Below are 20,796 nucleotides of genomic sequence, written 5' to 3'. Positions count from 1 at the left end.
ATGAAATTGTTGTTTATCAGATTTTATCGGGCCATAGCATGGCTAAATCCAAATCGATGGCGTACTTTCAACCCATTTTTATGGAGAATGTTCGGGGTATTGTTGCTGTTCTCAGGTCATGCGTTTGGGCAGGAGATCAATATACAGAACAGCCCCCTGAGTCTCAAACAGGTATTTGACGAAATACGCGAGCAGACAGGATTTAAAGTCTTGGCCAATCAGAATCTCTTCTCAGAGGTGCCCCGGGTGCGGGTACCTACTGAGCGGATGTCTCTCCTTGATTTTTTGGAAGCATTGTCTAAGATCGCTCCTTTACAGTTCAGTGTACACGAGAAGAATGTCACTTTCAGCTATACGCCGGCTAAGCGTAAGACTATAGAGAATTCCAATCTTGCGTTAACTCAAAGGCAGGAAAATGATACGGTAAAAGGGGTGTTGTTGAATAATAGCTATCAACCCATAGTAGGAGCGACTATTCGTGTGGTGGGTAAGCTCAAAGGTACAACTTCTAATAATAAAGGCGAGTTCCAATTACTGGTCAAAGATGGCGAGTCTATCGATATCACTATGATGGGCTTAGAATCTGCTCGTGTGGTACGTCGAGGAGGTGCTGTACAGTTGGTGAGGAAAGAGAGAAAAGATAGCCTGGATCTTACCAAGGTGCCTGAAGTTGCTCTGTTAAATTCCTTAAAGGGATCGATGGCTTTATTGCTTCCGCAGAGTACCTCGTCCTTGGACGAAGTACAGGTTATTGCTTATGGTCAGCAATCTAAACGTTTTAGTACAGGTAATGTGGTGACAATAGGAGCAGAAGAAATAGAAAAACAACCCGTGATGAATCCCTTGCTGGCATTGCAAGGGCGTGTCCCGGGACTGATAGTACAACCCACTTCTACACATTCCAGTGCACCCATCAAAGTTGAGCTTCGCGGTAAGAAAAGCCTTAATCCCAATGCACTTACTGAACCCCTTTATATAGTTGATGGTGTGCCCATCAATGTTATAGCATCTCCAGGAGCTTTTCCATATAACAAAGGAGTGTCGCCAGGTTTGATTCAGGATGGATGGTCCATGACAGGAGGTCAGAGTCCTTTGTTCCATATCAACCCCAAAGATATAGAAAGTATTTCAGTGCTGAAGGATGGCGATGCCACCGCAATCTATGGATCTAGAGCTGCCAATGGAGTAATCCTTATTACCACCAAGAAAGGTCAGGTAGGCGAAGCCAAAATCAGCGCCAATGTTACCCATGGAATAGTAAGGGTTTCAAAATTTCCCAAATTATTGTCTTTGGATCAATATATTGCTGTTCGTAGAGAAGCGTTACACAACGATGGTATAACTCCGACTCCCGAGAACGCACCAGATTTGACAATTTGGAATTCTTCACGATCGCAAAATTGGATGAAATCACTTTCTAATGAAGGGTATAAGAGTAACGTGAGTCTAGGTATCAGTGGCGGAGATCAGCGCACAACTTACAGGCTGAACGGTAACTATACGAAGAATAAAGATTTATATAATTATGAAGGCGGAAATCGTGTGGGGAATATCTCTGTAGACTTGACTAACAACGCTTTTGATAATCGTTTAAGGACCAATCTAAATATCAACTACTCAAACAGTAATACGGATGCTATTGCTACCACGTTCGACCAAGCATTGCAGGTGCCTAATGCGCCCTCAGTTTTCAACGATAATGGAGACCTTAATTTTGAAGAGTGGAATACGACAAATTCCCCTTTTTATAGTCATCCTTTTGAGTATCTGTTGAGGCCAAATGTGATCAAGACAGATAATCTTATGGCTTCTTTGATTTTTAATGTCAATATTTTCAGGGGATTCGATTTGGAGGTTTTATCCAGTTATACCAAATCCAACAATAAAAGTGATGTGTCAATCCCACAGATCTCTATGAACCCACTGTCTGCGGCTATCTCGACTGCATTGTTCAACAAGACGGATGTTAACAGTCTGATGATAGAACCTAAGCTTTCGTACAGTAGATACTTCTTAGGCGGCAATCTCAGTGCACTGTTAGGAACGAGCTATCAAACCAGCTCTACAGATGTGAATGCAGTGACAGGATTATTTGAGGCTGATGATATGATGAACAGTATCAATAATGCTTTGATGAAAGATGTTTCTACCCAGTTTTCAGAATACAGATATGCTTCATTGTTTATGCGGCTTAATTATCAATGGCAGAACAAATATATTTTAAATCTTAATGGACGAAGAGACGGTTCCTCGCGCTTCGCCCCAGGCAAACAGTTCGGCTTATTTGGTTCTGTGGGCTTGGCTTGGATAGCCTCTGAGGAGAGGTGGTTAAAGCAACATTTACCAAAATGGGTTAGTTTTCTCAAGTTCCGAGGAAACCATGCTTTGACCGGGTCTGATGCAGTTGGGGATTATAGATATTTAAGTCTGTATTCTGTTCTTGACCAGCAGACATCTACCAAGTTTCATCCCTATGATGGAGTCCAACCTTTTATGCCAGTTGCCCCTTTTAATATGGAGTATCGTTGGGAATCATTGCGATCTACCGAACTGGCGTTGGATATAGGTTTTCTGGATGATCGCATTAATTTTGCTGCAGCTGTTAATGAAAGCAGGTCGGGATCACAATTAACCGAAATCCCTATCCCTATATATACGGGGTTTAAAAGCGTAACTAGTAACTGGGCCGCCGATATTCAGAACAAATCGTTAGAATTTATGCTTAATGCACAGGTTATTAAAAAAACGGATTGGAATCTGAACTTTGATTTTAATTGGGGAAGAACCGTAAATAAACTGATTTCATACCCAGGGTTGGAGGACTCTCCTTATGCGAATGTTTATAGAATTGGATACTCAACCAATCTTATATACGATTTGAACTTTATCGGAATAGATCCTTTGACAGGTAAGTATGCCTTTGAAGACCACAATGGCGATGGATACATTACCTCAATATCTTCTAACCAACCAGGTGTTGAAGACGATCGAAATAAGTCTTATGACATGAATCCTCGATATGCGGGAGGCTTTGGCTTCCGATTATACTGGAAATCATTCGGTATCTCTTCCCAGTTTGCTTTTTCGAAACAATTGGGAAATAATTTAATCCGTTCCTTAGCATATGGAAGTATGAAAAATGCCATCTATTCAAAAAGTGTACTGGAGGGGCATTGGCAATATCCGGGAGATCAAGCGATTTATGGCAAATTTACAACTACCAGTCTTCAGTTGCCGACAACTCCAGTAGATGCGTCTTTTTTGTCATGGAACAATCTTTCCGTTTCTTACAACCTTACCGAACAATTACTGAAAAAACTGCGAGTCAAGAGCTTGGGAGTCGCTATGAATATCCAAAATTTATACAAATGGTCAGCTTATGCCGCTGAACCGGAAATAAACCAAGGATCGCTTATTCCAATTCCTAGAATTTTGGTCGGAAGTTTAAATATTGGGTTTTAAAACGATCAGTTATGAAAAAAGTAAATCTAATAATCTCCTTTAGTTTTATCATAGCCATTTTGTTTGGTGGATGTTCCAAATGGTTGGTTATTGACGAGCCTCGTGATGCTATTGCACAAGTAAAGATGTTTGCTACGGAAAAACAAGCGGAAAATGCTTTGATGGGACTTTATAACTATCTCATTCATGGCACTTCTGGAAATAATATCAGTAGCAGTATTTTTTCAGGAGGACTGACGACTCTAGCGGGAGCCCGGTCTTCTTACGAGATAGTACAATCAGATCTGGGGTCCAGTGGTATGCCTGTGTTATGGCAATTAAACAAAGAAAATGCAGATCAGATGTGGACATCTGCTTATCGGGCAATATTTTTAGCTAATGCAACGATAGAGGGGATTTTAAAATCCGAATCTACAGAGTTGAGAGATAGTGTAAAACGACAATTTATTGCGGAGGCCAAATTTTGGAGAGCGTTTTCACATTTGTCTCTTCTCCAGTTTTTTGGTGATGTTCCATTAGTGCTCACAACGGATTTTAATCAGACACGTACCTATAGGCGAACACCACAGGATCAAGTTTACAATCAGATCTTAATTGATCTGCAGGAAGCCGAACGTAATTTGCCAAGAGTATTCGCTGCGGGCTCGGGACAGCGTGTCCGTGTCAATGCTTGGGCTTCCCTCGCATTGCAAGCAAGAGCGTATCTATATAGAAAAGATTATCCAAACGCTTTGTTAAAAGCAAATCAAGTCATACAAGCTTCCGAACTTTTCAACTTGGAGGATCTTTCGAATGTATTCAAGGCCAACAACTCCGAGGCTATACTGCAGCTTCTTCCTACTAATAACTATTCGGATTTGCTGAATGCTACACCCGAGGGAATTGTGCTTCTGCCTAATCCCATAAATACAGGAGGAGCATACTACAGACTTTCCGATAATCTATTGGCCAGTTTTCAGCCTGATGATCAACGCAAAAACATCTGGGTGGGTCATACCGACCGTACGGCCTCCCAGTTGCCATCGCCGACCCCTGTTTATTATCCTTTTAAATATAAACAGGGAAGGCACAATGGTGCGCTAGGGGCTCCTTCTCCAGAATACTATATGGTATTGCGACTTGCTGAGATGTACTTAATCCGTGCCGAAGCAGCACTGATTGATCCCAGTGGGGATATTGCTGCAGCACGTACAGATTTAAATAGAATTCGTGACCGCGCCGGTTTGGACGATCTGCCATTAACATTAGATCGGCAGGGATTGATCGCATCTCTCTGGCAGGAGCGCCAAGTTGAGTTCTTTGTTGAATGGGGACATTATTGGATAGATATATGTAGAAGCGGAAGGGCCAAAGCCTTACTCGCTCAGTATCCGGTCAATAGTCCTTGGCTTGGAGACTGGCAACTGCTATACCCGATTCCAGAAGAGGAAATAAGAAACAATAAAAACTTAATTCAAAATGAAGGTTATGATCAAGTTCGTTAAAAAATGTTGTACAATAGGAACTTTGTTTAGTCTGTTTTGTGTTTCCGCTTGTAAGCAGGAAGATCAAGAGCTACAAAGAGTCAGCTCCTTGACGCTGGTGCATGCAGTAGTCGGTGCTGGTACGCTTAAGACTAATTTTAAAGGGCGACAACCTATTCGATATATGACAGCCAATCAGGTTAACTACGGCGTTTGGTTTACCACTGGAGGGCAGTATACTATTAATTCTAAGAATAAAGAACTAGGCTTGTTTCATGTTCCTGATACGCTACCGGATAGCGAACCTTTATTTTTAATACCGATCGATGCCGATGCTGCTCCGATCCAGACGCTTTTCCTAACAGGAACTTTGCAGAATCCGGAGTATAGAACGGTAAACGAACAATTGCCCCGATTATCCCCTGCAGATAGCCTTGTTGGCGTAAGATTCGTTCATTTAGCACCGGACCAGTCTGCAGTAGATGTCTACATTCGGGGAAGTGATCGTCCGCAACAAGAAATATCTTATCTGGATAAGATCAACAACAATTTCCATATGTTATCTGCGAAAAAAGGAACCCCACCCTATGTCTTTGAATTTAGGGACGCTATTTCGGGACAGGTGCTCTGTGAATTTAGTTTGGATATATCCACAGAGTCCCTTAATACAAATATTTATCGCAATCGTAGCGTCAGCTTGGTGTTAACAGGAGGACCCCACAAGTTGACAAGTCCCAGTTTTTCTACAATTCTGGTCCATCATTTTTAAAGAACTATAAACTATAATATGAGTATTTTAACAACAGAAAACCTGTCCCACAAATATGGGGCAGGATGGGCTATTCGTGACATAAATGTCGATATCCCAAAGGTCGGAGCATATGGGCTGCTAGGAGCCAACGGTGCCGGCAAATCCACCCTGATGAATATTATATGTGGTGCGCTAAAGCCGACAGATGGACGCGTGATAGTCAATGGAGTAGATCTGAGAAAGCAACCACAGCGTGCTAAGACCTCGATAGGTTTCCTGCCGCAGATACTTCCTTTGTATTTAGACCTGAGTGTAGAAGAGTATCTTTATTATACTGCTAGCCTACGACTTATGGAAACGAAGCTTATTCCTAAAGCTGTAGAAGAGGTATTGGAACGTTGTCAGATTATGCATTTTAGAAGACGTCTTTTAAAAAACCTATCTGGAGGATACCGACAACGTGTGGGGATTGCGCAGGCGATCATCCATAAACCGCTCTTGGTGGTGATGGATGAACCGACCAATGGCCTTGATCCGAATCAACTGATCGAGACCCGTCGGCTAATAAAGGAAGTGGCTGAGCAGAGTTTGGTGCTATTATCTTCACACATATTGACGGAGATAGCTCAATTATGTGATGAAATTATTCTCATTGATAAAGGTGAGGTATTATTCTCGGACAGGACATCAGTCTTTCAGCAACAGATACAATCGACCTATCTACAGGTTATATTTGATAATCCGCCTCATCTGGAACAGCTTGCCCAGTTACCTGGAGTCAACAGTGTGGAGATCGAGACAAAAGGAACATTTAAAATATCTTACGATAATCTGGATATCCTATCACAACAGCTGATGGAACTATCGATACAAAAAGGATGGAAATTGAAGTCTATGCGTCCTATAGAGAATAATATGGACGAAGTCTTCCGGGAGTTGACCAATAAAAAATAAATAACATGAAATTGATACTTCGAATTGCAAAAGAAGAGCTCAGGCAGTTGTTCTTTTCACCTATAGCTTGGTTTTTACTAATTGCTTTTATAGCACTATGCTCTTTTTCATATTACTCAATAATAGAAGCACTAAGCAAATGGCAGGATATGTTGATCGAAAACGATAGCTCTTTCTCTGGTTTTCATGGGGGGCTGTCAAAATCAATTTTCACCGAATCAATCTATCCAAGGGTCTTTCAGCACTTATACCTGTTTTTTCCACTGTTGACCATGGCGATCATCAGTAAAGAGAAGGTTGCCGGTACTATCCGTTTATTGCATTCATCTCCTCTGAAAATGAGAGATGTTCTGTTGGGTAAGTATCTTTCTTTATTAGTTTTTGCACTTATCCTTGTAATTATCGTTGGCGTTTTTGTGGTTTACGGTACTTTTTCGATATCAAATGTGGATTGGGGGTACTTGGTGCCCAGTCTGCTGGCTATGTTTTTGATGTCGGCCTGTTACATTGCAATTGGTATGTATTTCAGCAGTCTTACGGTATATCCAGTTATTTCGGCTTTGGCTACGTTTTTGACGTTGTTCATTTTGGGAAATATATCTTCCTTGTGGCAACAGTACGATTTCTTCAGAGAATTTACATTTTTTCTGTCAATTGCAGGTAGAGCTGAAAAGATGATTCTCGGTCTCATTACGTCTTACGATCTCGTATATTATCTGTCGATTTGCATATTGTTCCTGTTACTTACTTGGCTGCGTATGCAACGATCTATCGAATCCAAACCTTGGTCTGTAACGCTGCTGAGGCATCTTGTTGTTATCATTCCCATATTGTTTGCGGGATACTTGTCGATGAAACCGTCTATCCGTTATTATATAGATGTGACCACGAATAAAGATAATACCATCAAAGCTAAGAGTCAGCAGATTATCAGTGATTTACCTAAGGAAAAGCCACTCAAGGCAACTCTTTATGTCAACCTGTTTAGTAGGTATTACGATCGTGCATCGCCTGCTAATAGAAATGAATATGTATGGGGGTTTTGGGAGAAATATGTTCGCTTCCGGCCAGATATCAAATTTGACTACGTGTATTATTATGATGTCAAAGATGGGGATAGCACATTGTTTAAAAATTATAAGGGGAAGAGTCTCGAGGAAATTGCACTTCTTCAATTAGAAGGGCGCGGAAATAAATCGGATTTTGACCGTTTTATCTCACCCGATTCCATACGCAAACTAGGCGATTACCAGGATGAATACGCAATGCCGTTTATGACACTAGAGTCCACCGGTAAATCAGCCATTATAAGAACCTTTCCTGATGACACTTATTGGCCAGATGAGATGCATGTATCGTCCGCTCTTAGAAGGCTACAGCAAGAGCACGCTCCTAAGTTGCTTTTTACAACAGGTAACCTCGAGAGAAATATCTATAAGTTAGGTGAGAGGGAGTATTATAAACATACCATAGATCGTCTTTTTAGATTATCACTGATTAACTTTGCTTATGATGTAGATTCTATCAATTTAGATACCCAAGAGATTCCAGAAGGGATAAAGATACTCGCTGTTGCCGACCCTAAGACAGAGCTCAGTTCTTCTAAAATAGCGAAAATAAAAAAGTTTGCTGATAAAGGTGGTAATGTTGCTTTGTTTGGGGAACCCGATAAGCAGATGATTCTAAATCCTTTGCTCGATTCTCTGTATACTGGCGTAACATTATTGCCTGGTCGGTTGATTGAAGTAACGTACGATGAGATGCCTGATCACGTTATTCCTCTCAATATTCCTAGTGAACTGGTAGCAATAGTCCCAGAACCATTCCCTTCAATAGTAGAAGCAATACAAAAGAAAACAAAGATAGATAGTGCTGGCCTTTATCGAAAGGTGGTCGGTGCTACAGCCATGAATTATGATCAGGATAACTCTGAGTATGCTATAAGGACTTTGTCACAAACACAGGCTAACCGTAATACTTTCTTAAAGAGAGGTATAGTGGTACTGGATTCATTACCGCCATTATTTGAGCCTGATCGAGGAGATATAAAGCAACCTAATTTCGATGTTTGGTTGACACTGTCTAAAAAGGTTGATGATAAAACCCAACGTGTTTCTATTCATGGCGATGCCGACGTAGGCAGTACGTTGCGTGTCAATCCGATTTGGGATCTATTGCCGATGTACAGTTGGATGACGGATAACCTATTTCCCGTTTTTATCACGAAGGATAAAAGGAACGATATCTTTCTGAATTTAACTGCAACTACGGCAGGAATTCAAAAAATAGTGATGCTGTACATTTTGCCGGGTCTGCTGTTACTTTTTTCCATCGTATTTTTAATTCGTCGTAACCGTCAATAATATGAAACCATTATTAGAAATTGATGAACAGAGCCGTTGCGATTTAGGGTTAATGGGGGATTTGAGAAATTCCCCATTATTCAAACTTTTTGATCATACTTATACACGTGGAGGCACTCAACATCTACAGCAATTGTTTTTACAGCCTTTGTCCGCTGAGGAAGATATAAAAAAACGTATCCGTATGTTTTCATACCTTTCGGCAATAGGCCTTGATTTTCCCTTTCCGTCCAATCTTTTTGATATTGTAGAGCGCTATATGCAGCATTCGCAGGCAGAGGAGCAAGAGCGCGAAGCACTTTATCTGCAAGATAAAGAGATAGAGGAGGGGGTATTAGCTATGTTGGATCTGTTGCAAAGGGTAGATAGTTTTTTTCATTCCGATGCTGCAATGAAAGCAGTAGGGCTGGAGGAACTTGTCACTTCCATTTTGTCGATACTGAGTCTACCATCACTACAACCAGTATTAGGAAGTTTTAATGGTAAGAAGTTGTCCTATAGTGCTGTAACTGCTTTTGATACCTTGTTTCGAAGTGTTGCCTGGATCGAGTTAAAAGAGTTGTTACAACATCTGTACCGTCTAGATGCCTATCTCGCTGTCGGAAAATCTGCTTCAAAGCACGGTTGGGCACTACCGACCGTCTTACCGAGAGGGACTGGTATACTGCGGGCTACTGGGGTGTATTACCCAACCATTGAAGGGGCTGTCGCCAATAGTTTTGAATTTAGTAAGGAAAGACGCTTATTATTTCTGACCGGTGCTAATATGGCCGGAAAGAGTACTTTTCTGCGTTCACTGGCACTTGCTCTTTATTTGGCACACCTGGGGTTTCCTGTCCCAGCTGTGAGTATGGAATTTTCTGTCCTTGACGGTATATTCACGACCATAAATCTCCCTGATGATTTAGGTATGGGAGCCAGTCATTTTTATGTTGAAGTATTACGGGTCAAGGATGTGGTAGAAAGTCTGCGAGCAGGTAAATCTATTTTCGTAATATTCGACGAGTTATTTAGGGGGACCAATGTGAAAGACGCGATGGAAGCAACTGTCGCTGTCAGCCGACGTTTTCTTCAATCGGAAAACAGTCAGTTTGTGATATCATCCCATATTGTGGAGGCTACCGAACCCTTGTGTGAAGAAGGTGCGATCGGATTTCAGTTCCTGCCTACGAAGATGGAGGGACATCGTCCAGTTTATACTTATACATTGGAAGATGGAGTGAGCGATGATCGCCATGGTATGCTTATTATACAAAATGAGCAAATATTAGATATTCTGGAGAAAGGAGTAACGCATGAAATTTAAAGTAGACCAACAGACGCTCGAAGAGCTTAACCTATTGGGACGATCTAAACCAGGTTCTGTCCAACAGTTATTTTCCCGTGTTAAAAGCAGGGCGGGGGAGCATCTGCTAGACCGGATGTTTAAAGTTCCTTTGGTCACTAAAGAAGAAATAGAAAATCGAATTGATTGCTTTCGCTTTTTTCAGCACAAGGATATTGAGTTTCCCTTTGATGCTAAAGAACTTTCTGAACTCGCAGAATACTTTTCGCGGGTATATTCTCAAAGCACGATCAAAACTTACTTTCAGGTTTTTTGGAATCGCTTACTTGTTCAGCTATTGAACGATACACGATTCAAGAAAGAATTGCAGGCATTACATGCACTGGTGTCGGTCTTACAAAAATTAGATCAATTAATACCGAAGCTCAAAGATATGCCATATCCTATGTCACAGCGTATCGAACTCATACGACAACAAATACAGTCTGGGGTCTTTAGAGAGTTAGTGGTTAGTAATATTTACGAAGGTTTTACCTTATTCCAGATTGCACGTTATCAACAACAGCTTCAAGGTAGCTTGTCATCTTGTGTAGGAGATATATTGTCGTTTATCGCCGAGTTGGACGTGTATATTGCAGTCAGTAATGTAGCAAGGGAGCGCAATTTTACTTATCCCATTGTTCAATCCGTAGAGACCAATATTTGGAAAGGAATTGATCTCAGGCATCCCGCTATTGAACATGCTGTAGGTAATGATTTTCACTTGGGTCAAGAGCATAACCTTTTTTTCCTAACAGGAGCCAATATGGCTGGTAAGTCCACTTGGATGAAGACCTTGGGGATATCTCTTTATCTTGCTCATATGGGATTCCCTGTTGCTGCAAAATCCTATGAATTTTCTGTCAGAGAGGGGATGTATTCATCCATCAATGTGGCCGACAATGTTGCTTTAGGATATAGTCATTTCTACTCGGAGGTAATACGCGTCAAGCAAGCCGCTGAAGCTGTAGCGTCAGGTGCCAGATTGGTGTTATTCTTCGACGAACTATTTAAGGGAACTAATGTCAAGGATGCCTTTGACGGTACCTTAGCCGTAACACGGGGCTTTGCACGTTACCGGCAATCACTTTTTATGATCTCTACACATATTATCGAAGTGGGTGAGGAACTAAAAGAGCTGCCTGGTATTCAGTTTGGCTTTATGCCGACCATAATGAATGGACATCGGCCTCAATATACTTACTCGCTCAAAGAAGGAATTACAGAAGATCGACAAGGTATGATGATCATACGTAATGAAGGGATTCTGGACTTGATTTAGAAAATATAAATACATAAACCATGAGAAAATTACTTTTAATTTCCCTGATTTTTATCGGGCTAGGACAGCTATGGGCTCAGGAAGATAAGGACTTTTTGTTGACCAAGGAGGGGCTTATCTCAGATTTTAAGCTGGCGTCAGATATTTTGAAGAAACAACATCCACACCCTTACAAGTTTGTTGATTCCGTCCGGTTGGAGCAACAATTGGACTCTTTGATGCGCCTCGCTCACCAAGAAGAAGATCTCTACGCTATATTGCGATATTCTCCCTTGCAGTTATTTAGGGATGTACATACCAAACTACAGTTATCCCCCGAAAACTCTAGACAGACCATAAGGGATACACGTTTTTTTCCGTTTCCAGTAGTTATTGAAAAGGATAAAATATTTGTCAATGGCAAAGGAAGTTCCGTTCCCTATGGGGCAGAGATCTTGGAAATTAATGGACAGAATACAGCTGCCATAATGCGTCTGCTAGCGGCAAGCTCTTACAGTGACGGTTTTATTAGTACGGGGACGGATCGCTTCTATGGCGATTTCCAGAGTGTATGGGGATATTACAATGCTAGTCCTAAACAATACAGTGTACGCTATCGGCCAGCTGGCAGCAATAAGGAACAAGAACAAGTACTGCTAGCTCTAGATCCATCCAAAGGCGTACACAGCAGTAGGCTGGGTATCGCACCATTTAACCGCTTGGAAACCTCGTATTATGTATATGGTACTTATATTGACAAAGAGAGCACCGGCATTCTTACCGTGATGTCCTTTGCTCTCGATGAGTCTTTTGCGTATAAAGAATTTAGTGAATTTTTTAAAGAGGTAAAGAAACGAGGAATCCGTCACGTCATTGTTGATATCCGCAAAAACGGAGGAGGTAATCCTGCTATCTCAGCTCTGTTATATTCTTTTTTAGCCAGTGAATCTTTTGATAATGTATACAACCAGCGGACCAAAACTATAAGTATTGCTTATCCAGAATATGCTATAAACAATGGTCGCAAAATGTCTGATGAAGATATACGAAATATGTATAATTTTATGAATCAGCGATTTAATAAGGATTCATTAACTGGATTTTATGTCGGCAATGCTCGGCTAAAGGAAAGCCAACTTGAAAACTACCCACCAGATAAAGACGCTTTTAAAGGTAGCGTATATGTGCTCACCAGTGGAGCTACCGTGTCGGCTGCTACTTATTTTGCATCCTTGGTACAGAAAAACAAGCGTGGACTGGTGATAGGTAAAGAAACCGGTAGTGGCGAGCAGAGTACCACAGCAGCTTGGTTCTTGAACTATCAGTTGCCCAATACCAAATCTATCTTGACTGTCCCGATGTCCGAGATGTACTTTTTCAATGCGCAGACCGACAATGGAAGAGGGGTAATGCCTGACCGAGAGCTGTCGATAGACGATTTTTTAAAATACTTCCGTTCCGAAAGGGATCCCGAAATCAGCTATACAAGAGACTTGATCAGAGAAAAACTTTAAGGCTTTCAACGCTGTAATGGACTAAAAAAATACCTGAAGTTAGATGCTTCAGGTATTTTAATTAACCCTTATATACTCTACATCTTTTACGCCACCTCTGATAGCCTCGAAGAAACATAAATCAGAGGTGGATTTCTTTCTTCTCTTTCCTCCTCTCAATAGATACTTTTTTTTCTTTGCCCTCGCACAAATTAATACTAATTATCTTCCAAGTTTTGTCCAGTATTAAACATTATCTATTGTTTTAAGTATAGCCTATCAATTACTTTTACGTAAAAGTAAAGTTGATTACATAGTACTAACCAAATTAAATAATCTCAGGCGTTTCACCGTTTTTATCATTCGACTCTCTGATAGCGGCAGCGATTTCCTGTAGTGCTTGGTTCTGCTCACGGATGGCTGCGGTATGGTCGTTTTTAGCAGATAGGTATTTTTCTAATAATGCCAACAGTACGCGGTACAATCCATATAATACGATTGCGATAAATCCTCCCCAGATGAGGTAAATAAATATAATTCCAAATGAAAACATAAATTGAAGTTTGGTTTTAATTTATTTAAATATAGCCATAAGTTTTCTTTGCTACAATTTTTTTTGTATTTCAATACTGCGCTACTTACACGTCTGGGAAAGGAGTTATAATCCAGTTTTGCTGTTGATTTTCAGCTTACTATTAATTTTCCTGTTTGGGTATTCTTTAGCGTGATAGCTACCACTTTCGGTCGGAATCTCTTTTCCAATCGAAAGGCATTAATTCTTCAAGCGTTTTGAAAACTCCGTTGCTGACTTCAATTGTTGTTTTTCTGTTTTCCGCTGACAACTGACTTATCAGCTCTCGGCATCTTCCACAGGGTGGGACGGCGTTTCCGTGGCTGTCAACTGCTACCATAGTCAATATTCTGTATTCGCCATGCTTTAACATTTCGGATACAGCGCTATGTTCGGCACAGTGTCCGAGTGAACAGGCCGTATCAATACTGATACCTGTATAAATATTTCCATCCACAGTTTCAATCACAGCAGCAACATCGCCGTATGAAATGAAATCATTCAGTAGTGTTGGCTTGGCCAATCCTGCAGCAATCTTTTTCAAGCTCATTTTTTCCATGTTCGATGGTATGTTTTAAGGGGTAACTTGACTGCCTTACAGTTTGTGGCACTCGTCTTACAAACTTAAGAAAGAAAAACCGTTGTGTGTTTTCATGTTTTGTGATTAATCGTGCAATTATTAAGATAATGCAGTTGTGATTTGGTTTTCTTGTTGATTTTCAGTTTATTATTAGTTTATGTGGATTAAATTTGTTAATTTTCAATAACAAATCAAGGAGGGTGCTATGGATTATGAAGTCAATACATGGGTATGGGTGTGGCCTTCTGCCAAACGAAAGCTTGCTTTCGTATTGGCGGTACGGGAGCATACGGTTATGGTCAGGTATTATGATGTGATAGGCCATAGGCTGTCGGCCAGCCGGGAGGTATGGAGCAAGCGTGTGGTCGTACCGGCCCATCTGGAATGGGAGCAGCTGGAAAAGCTGCCCTGTGGCAAGCGCCCGCTGGCACTCAATAGGGCCAAGATGATCGTGGCTACCAATATGATCTTTACCGACAATGAGAAGCGCCTCGAGCGCAGGGTGTATTACTGCCGTCGCTGCCGTGCCTTCCATACCACGGCTCAGTTCAAGCTGCCGCTAGCCTTCTTGAAAACCCTGGCCCTGAATCCCTATCAGGCGGATGGTGTCGAATGCTACAAGAAAATAGGCCACCGCAAGCGCGTGTGGTACTGGTGGCACCATACCCTGGGCATCAAGATCCCCTTTGGCCTGTTTGAACGGATCATCGCCGAGTATGCAACCACACCCGAGATGGCGATCCTCCAGATGCAGCTCGATCCCCTGGCTTTTATGCATCATATGATGCTCTATCTGTACAAAGCACGCATGAAACGCTTGAATCCCGAAAGCTAGGTGCCGCGCCGCCGGTATTCGCTCGGGCATATCCCATGTTTTTTTATAAAAGCTTTTCGAAATGCCGAACTGTGACTGTACCCCAATAGGTGGGAGATATCGCTTATAGGTTTCTTCTTCGCCAAGAGCACTAGCGCTCGATCCTGCTTCTGGTCGAAGATGTAGGTGGCGAGACTTTCCCCGTGCAGCAATTGGTGCCTGCGCCCCAGATAATTTTTGTCGATGCCAAATCGATCCGCCAGTGCACTGATCGATGGTACGGCCTGATCGGTATCGATGAGTTGTTTGATATAGTATCTTACAGCCTGTACCTTATTCTGGACGGGGGATAGTGCAGTATCATCTGGGGTCTGCATCTGTTCGACAAGTTTGGAGATGGGCAGGTAGATCTGACTGTCCTGCAGGATATGCCGGCTGGGGCCAAGCCCCAATAGGTAGTACAGCTCGGCTCGATCCAGTTCGCTGATGGCTGTTGGGGCAGATTGGTACAGTATACCGTGCTGCAGTTCCCGGGAGATGTGCTGCTCGTCGATAGCGAGCTCTTCGGGATAGCGGCCCAGCCAGCTCGCTGCAACATGGAAGCCTACGATCCAGTGGCGCCCTGCTTCGACCTCCACCTGTAGATGACTAGGAGCGCCCCGCAGCAGGTGCTTGCCGCCTTCCCCCAATACCGGAATAGCGCCATCCGGACCGACTAGGCTGTAGCCGCCTTGGAGTGCATATTGCCAGTGTGTATCGGGGTGGTTGATATCGACAGCGATCCGCGTCCGCTCGGACAGCTGTAGCTCTATGTTGTAGAGGTAGACGTGCTTGGCATTGTGCCACTGCATGCAGCACCAATTGTACCTGTCCTTGTACCAGCTGTCGACCTGCGCATAGGGGATGCGATAGGATACCTCTTTGGGCAACTTATTGCTTTTGGCGATAGCCGGATAGATCGCTCCCAGATGGATCATAAAGCCAGGTATCATAAGGCGTGGTTTTGCGATGTGTCTATAATTTGCTTGTATACAAATGAATGGCTTAAAAGTCGAAGGGTCAAGTGACAGGGGTGACATTGGATCTACCTTTCGCTGAGGTGTCTTTAGGGACAATGAATCAAGCAGCTTTTGCGAGGTGACATCGAGAGACAGTTTTCATTCGTCGGCTGTAGGCTGCCACTCATCGGGTAATAAGGTTGTCTACCTTTTCTTTCTTCATTTTATTTTCTCTTGAATACGTTTGGGGTATGGATGCATGCGTTTTTGGGGCCCCATTTAAGGTTTTATTAAATGAACAGAAACGATGAAAACAAAAAGAAAAGTAACGGTGCACAATGTACCCTTGAAAAAGAAAAGAATGCAGCGCGTGAAGACGGTGGCGTGTGCCACAGCAATTGTAGCCGCGCAGGTAATGGTAAAAGGCGAGTCAAGCCCATGTGATGTCTTCTTACCAGGCATACATTGGTATTGGTAATCTACTGGTACGGGTGCCGCCCTAGATTATTGGCAGTGCCCGTATCGATTAAAATCGTAATGATATGGACACCGTACAAGATTACAAAAAGGAGCTGCAGCGGCTCCACAACAGACTCTATAAGGAAGGGATAGATTGGAATCGCACGATCATCAATCGCCTTACAGAGATGAGCGCGAATATGGCATACTTCTTCCCAGAGCTGAGCTATGGGGACCACCGGAGGATATTCAGAGATAGCCTCTGGCAGCTCAAGATGGATTCCTGGGATCTCAAGCTGTTTTCCGGAAGTTATCCCTATACCATAAGGGGGTGGAGAGGCTTTCTGAAGAAAATAAGAGCGCAGAAAGGAATGATATGTACCTACCACTTTGGCGCCTATCAATTGATCAACTACCTCTTGCTGAAAGCCAAGGAACCCTTCGCTCTCTTAGTCGGGGATAAGGTGTATCACGAATGGGAACAACGTAATACGGGTCTCGAAAAATTGCTTGGACAGGCCACACGGCAAGGCCGTTTTACGCTGCTCAATGCGGCCGACAGGGGGGCACTCCGTCAGATGTACGAACTGAGCGCAAAGGGACATCACCTGTTGGTATATGTAGATGGACTGGAGGGGATAGCATACGGCAAAAGACATGTCCTGGAGCCGGTGTCATTTCTGGGAAGAGAGATCGAGGTACCGCGTGGAACGGTGGGACTGGCGCATGCACTTCGACTGCCGATCTACCCCATGCTGGCTGTCCGACACGACAATACTGTTCGTATAGAGAGTATGCCTGCGATAACACCGGTGGCACATAGCAACAGGGCACTGTTTGTGCGCTCCGTGCTGTACAGGCTGTACGATTGGTTTGCGGGTTACCTCGGGCGCTGGCCAGAGCAGTGGACCAACTGGCCGTTCCTCCAGAAGATAAGGCCGGATGTCCAGCTCAGGCACCTGGAGTGGTACTCGCTCGAAGCTGGACCTTACGATGACCCCATGCAATATGGTATATATTACGAGAGTGATGGTACTTGCGGACTGTTCCGCAAAAGGGATCTGTATTGTTTCTCGATCGCCCAGGACAAGATCAGGTTACTGCAGCGGACAGGTTACGGAGGTTCTCCATAATTTATTAAGCGTCAGAAGATTTTGTATATTAGGGCTGCTAACCAATACTTTGAATCATGCCTGGCAAAATCTTCTTACGGGAGAGCATTAGGATACAGTTGGTTTGTTGGCCTATATATTTGCTTCTGATGTTGCTTATCAACAGCAAGCTAAAGCCCGAGGCCGATGGGCTCAGTCAGCTGATCGCTTGGCTTATTCTGCTCTTTGTCTTTAACGCTTGTCTAGCGATACTGTATGTTGTTTTTTTTAGAAAAATGATCTGGAAATCATTATTGCTTATTATCGTTCTATATGTACTGCTGACCGAAGGGATGTACTATATGGGAGAAGAGTGGAGCGAGCTCAGGGAGGAGCTGTTCTTCACAAAACGCGAACAGTATTACTGGACTGTATTTGCCAATTATATCGGCGTGTGGATTATGGCGGGAAGCCTGCTGTTTCATATCTGGTCGCGGATCAACGACCGCTTACGACAGGAGGAAGCTCTGCGGAGACACCAGAAGGAGATAGAAGCCAGGGAGATGCAGTTTACCCTGCGTACTGTACAGGTCAACCCACATTTTCTCTTTAATGCGCTGGCGGGGATGCGCAGTCGGACACAGGAACTGCTCCCCGCAGTAGCGGGTGATATGGACAGGTTGAGCGATCTGATGTGGTACATCTTGTCAGCCTCCGAGGAAGGTAAAAAAAAGGTGCTGCTCTATAAGGAAGTAGAAGCTTTGGAAAGCTATATCGCCTTAGAACGTAGCCGTTTCGAGCACACCTATATCGATTACAGGGTAGAGGGAATGTCGCTGTCGCACAAGATCGTGCCCGTGTCGCTGATTACACTGGTCGAAAATGCCTTCAAGTATGGGATATACACCGAGGGGCAGACTCCTATAGAGATAAAGCTGTCGATTACCGAGGAGGCGGTGCTGTTTGAGTGTACCAATATAGTCGATAAGGCGAGGCGACTGCAAAGCTCATTGGGCACTGGGCACAGAAACCTGCGCTCCAGATTGGAGATCGCATTTCCAGGATGTTATCAGTTTGAAGCTCTGGAGATTGGAGATGATCGGTATTATGTCGGATTACGGATAGAGCAGAAATAAGGTAATTGGCGGATCATGAAATAAATGCGAAGCATTCATGAGTTCCATCAAGAAAACAATTAATTGAACGAATAATTATATATGAAAAGATTGAAATGTCTGGTGGTAGATGATGAGATAGAAGGCATCAATACCCTTAAGTCACTGATAAAGAAAAGGCACGACCTGCTCTATGCCGGGGGGACGCAGGATGCCCGTGAAGTGCTCGCTATGATACAGAAGTATCCTGTCGAACTGGTATTTGTGGATCTGCACATGCCTCATATCCATGGGTTGGATCTGATCAGATTGTTGGTGGATCAGGTAGAGGTGGTCTGCTGTTCGGCAGATCGGGTGTACGGTGCCGAGCTTTTTGAGCTGGGGATAGCATTCTACCTCACCAAGCCGGTAAAGCCCGAGCTGTTTCATACAGCGATAGACCGCGTATGGCAGAGCATAACCCAAAAACAGAGTGGAGGTAGCACTGCGGTATTGCCGATCGGCCTGGAAGATTACGTGATGTTTAAAGTATGCGGAGGCAGTACGCTCAACCTTCAACTGATCGATATCGAATGCCTGGAAGCACAGTCCGACAATACCATAGTAACGCATACAGATGGTTCGCATATCATTAGTCTGGCATTGGCCGATTTTGAAAGGCTGCTGCCTGCCGAGCACTTTATTCGCGTACATAGAGGATGTATAGTCGCATTCAAGAATATAGCAAGTGTCGATAATGCCTGTGAGATCATAACACTGCGCAACTCGGCCTCTAAAGAGGTGCCCATAGGCCGGACTTATAAAGCGAACGTTCGTGATATGCTGAATATGAGGGTAATTAAAAACAGATAGAAATGTCAGATACAGCGTTACAGCATCAGTTGCAGAGTATACGATCACGGCTGCTGGAGCTGCAGAATGAAGGCGCTGCAATAGACCGGGAGAAGGAACTGTTGGCTTTTAATGGACAGATTATGGAGTTTATGGCAGCACTCCGTCAGTGCTGTTCGGATATGCAGGAGCAGATTGACGTCCGTGTAGAGTTGCAGGGCGCTATAAAACTGTCAGGCATTAAGCAGGCCGCTTACGAAAGCTTTTTCCAGGACCAGATAATGTTTTACAGACAGTGGTTAAGTGGCTTTGCAGAGCTAGTGCATACAGATAAAGGAAAGTGTACTGTAGGGCTTACAGTGCGGCAGATACTCTTATTGTTGCGGTTGGCACGGGATACAGGCATACTCGCCGAGCAGCAGCTAAAACCCTATTTCTATTTTCTGCAGACAAGCTTTAGAACAAATGCACAAGACAGCCTATCGTACGAAAGCCTGCGTAAGAAGTATAGCGAGCTGGATCGATATACCATCATCAACTTGCGCAAGTTGCTCGAAGAAATGCTGGTGCAGCTTAAACGTTATCAGGATAAAACAATGTAGGATAACCTAGACCACAGCTATTATGGAGCAGTTAATCAAAGTATTGATTCAACATGACAAGAAAAGATTGAAGTTGACAAAAAAACAGAACCAGCTTATTGGAAAGCTGATTTCGTTATCAACCCCTACCGACAAAGAGATGTTGAAAAAGATGATCATCGATAATGCCGACCTCAAAGAGATCTTTAAAGTAGCCGATACCAAGTTCTATCGACTCAAAAAGCTGTTTACCTCCTATGAACTCGACGCCAAGGACTACTATCTTACCGAAGAAATCCTCAAAACCATAAAGAAATATAAACGAAAACCAGAGACGGAGTCTTCTATCTAGTAGAATTACAGGTGCTTAAATTTAACCTTCGAAGAATCTGGTTCGTCCCGTCATTGCGATCGTAGTGAAGGGACTTCTTACATCCTATGAACCGTCTATAAACCTTCTATGAATAGGAAATACCCATAAAAAGAACATAAAGAACACCTAAAAGAAACAACGGCCACACAATAACGACACATGTTTGACACAATAACGATACATGTTTGACACAATAACCACACATGTTTGACACAACAACCACATAACAACAGTACATCTTTAACAGCTGAAGCTTATACACACTTCAACTGCCACCTTCGAATTTTTTGGTAACTGTAATGGGATTCACTG

Annotated in this window: 17 protein-coding genes; 14 read left to right on the top strand and 3 right to left on the bottom strand. The window is 43.1% G+C overall.

The window, feature by feature from the left end; translation table 11 throughout:
- Genes M472_RS33595 through M472_RS33560 form a run of 8 tightly spaced genes read left to right on the top strand, consistent with a single transcriptional unit; the run spans position 1 to position 13,092 of the window.
- A complete protein-coding gene (locus M472_RS33595) occupies positions 1 to 3,462 on the top strand; it encodes a SusC/RagA family TonB-linked outer membrane protein (RefSeq protein ID WP_021070298.1) in 3,462 nt (1,153 codons plus the stop codon).
- Between the two features lie 11 nt (positions 3,463 to 3,473).
- Positions 3,474 to 4,946: a RagB/SusD family nutrient uptake outer membrane protein gene (locus M472_RS33590; protein WP_021070297.1), complete on the top strand. Its 1,473-nt coding sequence runs from the start codon at positions 3,474 to 3,476 to the stop codon at positions 4,944 to 4,946.
- The gene (locus M472_RS33585; RefSeq protein ID WP_158499902.1) at positions 4,930 to 5,694 is read left to right on the top strand and encodes a DUF4397 domain-containing protein; all 765 of its coding nucleotides are present in this window, start codon (positions 4,930 to 4,932) and stop codon (positions 5,692 to 5,694) included. Before M472_RS33590 ends, M472_RS33585 begins: the two co-directional genes overlap by 17 nt.
- A gap of 18 nt (positions 5,695 to 5,712) precedes the next feature.
- Entirely contained in the window at positions 5,713 to 6,630 is a 918-nt protein-coding gene (locus M472_RS33580; protein ID WP_021070295.1) for an ABC transporter ATP-binding protein, read from the top strand.
- A 5-nt stretch (positions 6,631 to 6,635) separates the two neighbouring features.
- Positions 6,636 to 8,993 carry an ABC transporter permease subunit gene (locus tag M472_RS33575; RefSeq protein ID WP_022829334.1) on the top strand — a complete coding sequence of 786 codons (2,358 nt, stop codon included), beginning with the start codon at positions 6,636 to 6,638 and terminating at the stop codon, positions 8,991 to 8,993.
- Between the two features lies 1 nt (position 8,994).
- Entirely contained in the window at positions 8,995 to 10,299 is a 1,305-nt protein-coding gene (locus M472_RS33570; protein ID WP_021070293.1) for a MutS-related protein, read from the top strand.
- On the top strand, positions 10,289 to 11,599 hold the full coding sequence (locus M472_RS33565; protein WP_021070292.1) for a MutS-related protein: 1,311 nt from the start codon (positions 10,289 to 10,291) through the stop codon (positions 11,597 to 11,599). Before M472_RS33570 ends, M472_RS33565 begins: the two co-directional genes overlap by 11 nt.
- Positions 11,600 to 11,619: 20 nt before the next feature.
- A complete protein-coding gene (locus M472_RS33560; protein ID WP_021070291.1) occupies positions 11,620 to 13,092 on the top strand; it encodes a S41 family peptidase in 1,473 nt (490 codons plus the stop codon).
- A 307-nt stretch (positions 13,093 to 13,399) separates the two neighbouring features.
- On the opposite strand, the gene M472_RS33555 is transcribed toward M472_RS33560, so the two are convergent.
- Together M472_RS33555 and M472_RS33550 are read right to left on the bottom strand one after the other, a co-directional pair.
- Positions 13,400 to 13,624, bottom strand: a complete 225-nt coding sequence (locus M472_RS33555; protein WP_021070290.1) for a hypothetical protein — start codon at positions 13,622 to 13,624, stop codon at positions 13,400 to 13,402.
- Between the two features lie 178 nt (positions 13,625 to 13,802).
- On the bottom strand, positions 13,803 to 14,201 hold the full coding sequence (locus M472_RS33550; protein WP_021070289.1) for a cytidine deaminase family protein: 399 nt from the start codon (positions 14,199 to 14,201) through the stop codon (positions 13,803 to 13,805).
- A gap of 226 nt (positions 14,202 to 14,427) precedes the next feature.
- Between M472_RS33550 and M472_RS33545 the strand changes: the two genes are divergently transcribed.
- Complete coding sequence (locus M472_RS33545; protein WP_021070288.1) at positions 14,428 to 15,057, top strand: hypothetical protein; 630 nt, start codon at positions 14,428 to 14,430, stop codon at positions 15,055 to 15,057.
- Here the strand turns inward: M472_RS33545 and M472_RS33540 are convergent.
- Complete coding sequence (locus M472_RS33540; RefSeq protein WP_144062701.1) at positions 15,054 to 16,151, bottom strand: AraC family transcriptional regulator; 1,098 nt, start codon at positions 16,149 to 16,151, stop codon at positions 15,054 to 15,056. The two genes, M472_RS33545 and M472_RS33540, sit on opposite strands and share 4 nt — an antisense overlap.
- Positions 16,152 to 16,576: 425 nt before the next feature.
- Between M472_RS33540 and M472_RS33535 the strand changes: the two genes are divergently transcribed.
- From M472_RS33535 to M472_RS33515, 5 genes are all read left to right on the top strand, one after another.
- Positions 16,577 to 17,626 carry a lysophospholipid acyltransferase family protein gene (locus M472_RS33535; RefSeq protein ID WP_021070285.1) on the top strand — a complete coding sequence of 350 codons (1,050 nt, stop codon included), beginning with the start codon at positions 16,577 to 16,579 and terminating at the stop codon, positions 17,624 to 17,626.
- 128 nt (positions 17,627 to 17,754) lie between these two features.
- Positions 17,755 to 18,720, top strand: coding sequence for a sensor histidine kinase (locus tag M472_RS33530; protein WP_158499901.1), 966 nt, complete (start codon positions 17,755 to 17,757; stop codon positions 18,718 to 18,720).
- Between the two features lie 81 nt (positions 18,721 to 18,801).
- Positions 18,802 to 19,551: a LytR/AlgR family response regulator transcription factor gene (locus tag M472_RS33525; protein WP_021070283.1), complete on the top strand. Its 750-nt coding sequence runs from the start codon at positions 18,802 to 18,804 to the stop codon at positions 19,549 to 19,551.
- Positions 19,552 to 19,553: 2 nt separating this feature from the next.
- Positions 19,554 to 20,132 (top strand): hypothetical protein, encoded by a 579-nt coding sequence (locus M472_RS33520; protein WP_021070282.1) that lies wholly within the window; start codon positions 19,554 to 19,556, stop codon positions 20,130 to 20,132.
- Between the two features lie 22 nt (positions 20,133 to 20,154).
- Complete coding sequence (locus M472_RS33515) at positions 20,155 to 20,463, top strand: hypothetical protein (RefSeq protein ID WP_021070281.1); 309 nt, start codon at positions 20,155 to 20,157, stop codon at positions 20,461 to 20,463.
- The last annotated feature ends 333 nt before the right edge of the window (positions 20,464 to 20,796 follow it).

Origin of the sequence: Sphingobacterium paucimobilis HER1398 (genome assembly GCF_000416985.1) — a bacterium.
GTDB classification, from domain to species: domain Bacteria; phylum Bacteroidota; class Bacteroidia; order Sphingobacteriales; family Sphingobacteriaceae; genus Sphingobacterium; species Sphingobacterium paucimobilis.
This window is presented reverse-complemented; position numbering and strand designations above follow the sequence as displayed.

Excerpts from the sequence above, each read along its gene's own strand:
- M472_RS33555 (WP_021070290.1), bottom strand. The coding sequence starts at position 13,624 with ATGTTTTCATTTGGAATTATATTTATTTACCTCATCTGGGGAGGATTT.
- M472_RS33570 (WP_021070293.1), top strand. The coding sequence starts at position 8,995 with ATGAAACCATTATTAGAAATTGATGAACAGAGCCGTTGCGATTTAGGG.
- M472_RS33550 (WP_021070289.1), bottom strand. The coding sequence starts at position 14,201 with ATGGAAAAAATGAGCTTGAAAAAGATTGCTGCAGGATTGGCCAAGCCA.
- M472_RS33545 (WP_021070288.1), top strand. The coding sequence starts at position 14,428 with ATGGATTATGAAGTCAATACATGGGTATGGGTGTGGCCTTCTGCCAAA.
- M472_RS33560 (WP_021070291.1), top strand. The coding sequence starts at position 11,620 with ATGAGAAAATTACTTTTAATTTCCCTGATTTTTATCGGGCTAGGACAG.
- M472_RS33525 (WP_021070283.1), top strand. The coding sequence starts at position 18,802 with ATGAAAAGATTGAAATGTCTGGTGGTAGATGATGAGATAGAAGGCATC.
- M472_RS33520 (WP_021070282.1), top strand. The coding sequence starts at position 19,554 with ATGTCAGATACAGCGTTACAGCATCAGTTGCAGAGTATACGATCACGG.
- M472_RS33590 (WP_021070297.1), top strand. The coding sequence starts at position 3,474 with ATGAAAAAAGTAAATCTAATAATCTCCTTTAGTTTTATCATAGCCATT.
- M472_RS33530 (WP_158499901.1), top strand. The coding sequence starts at position 17,755 with ATGTTGCTTATCAACAGCAAGCTAAAGCCCGAGGCCGATGGGCTCAGT.
- M472_RS33580 (WP_021070295.1), top strand. The coding sequence starts at position 5,713 with ATGAGTATTTTAACAACAGAAAACCTGTCCCACAAATATGGGGCAGGA.
- M472_RS33565 (WP_021070292.1), top strand. The coding sequence starts at position 10,289 with ATGAAATTTAAAGTAGACCAACAGACGCTCGAAGAGCTTAACCTATTG.
- M472_RS33585 (WP_158499902.1), top strand. The coding sequence starts at position 4,930 with ATGATCAAGTTCGTTAAAAAATGTTGTACAATAGGAACTTTGTTTAGT.
- M472_RS33535 (WP_021070285.1), top strand. The coding sequence starts at position 16,577 with ATGGACACCGTACAAGATTACAAAAAGGAGCTGCAGCGGCTCCACAAC.
- M472_RS33515 (WP_021070281.1), top strand. The coding sequence starts at position 20,155 with ATGGAGCAGTTAATCAAAGTATTGATTCAACATGACAAGAAAAGATTG.
- M472_RS33595 (WP_021070298.1), top strand. The coding sequence starts at position 1 with ATGAAATTGTTGTTTATCAGATTTTATCGGGCCATAGCATGGCTAAAT.
- M472_RS33575 (WP_022829334.1), top strand. The coding sequence starts at position 6,636 with ATGAAATTGATACTTCGAATTGCAAAAGAAGAGCTCAGGCAGTTGTTC.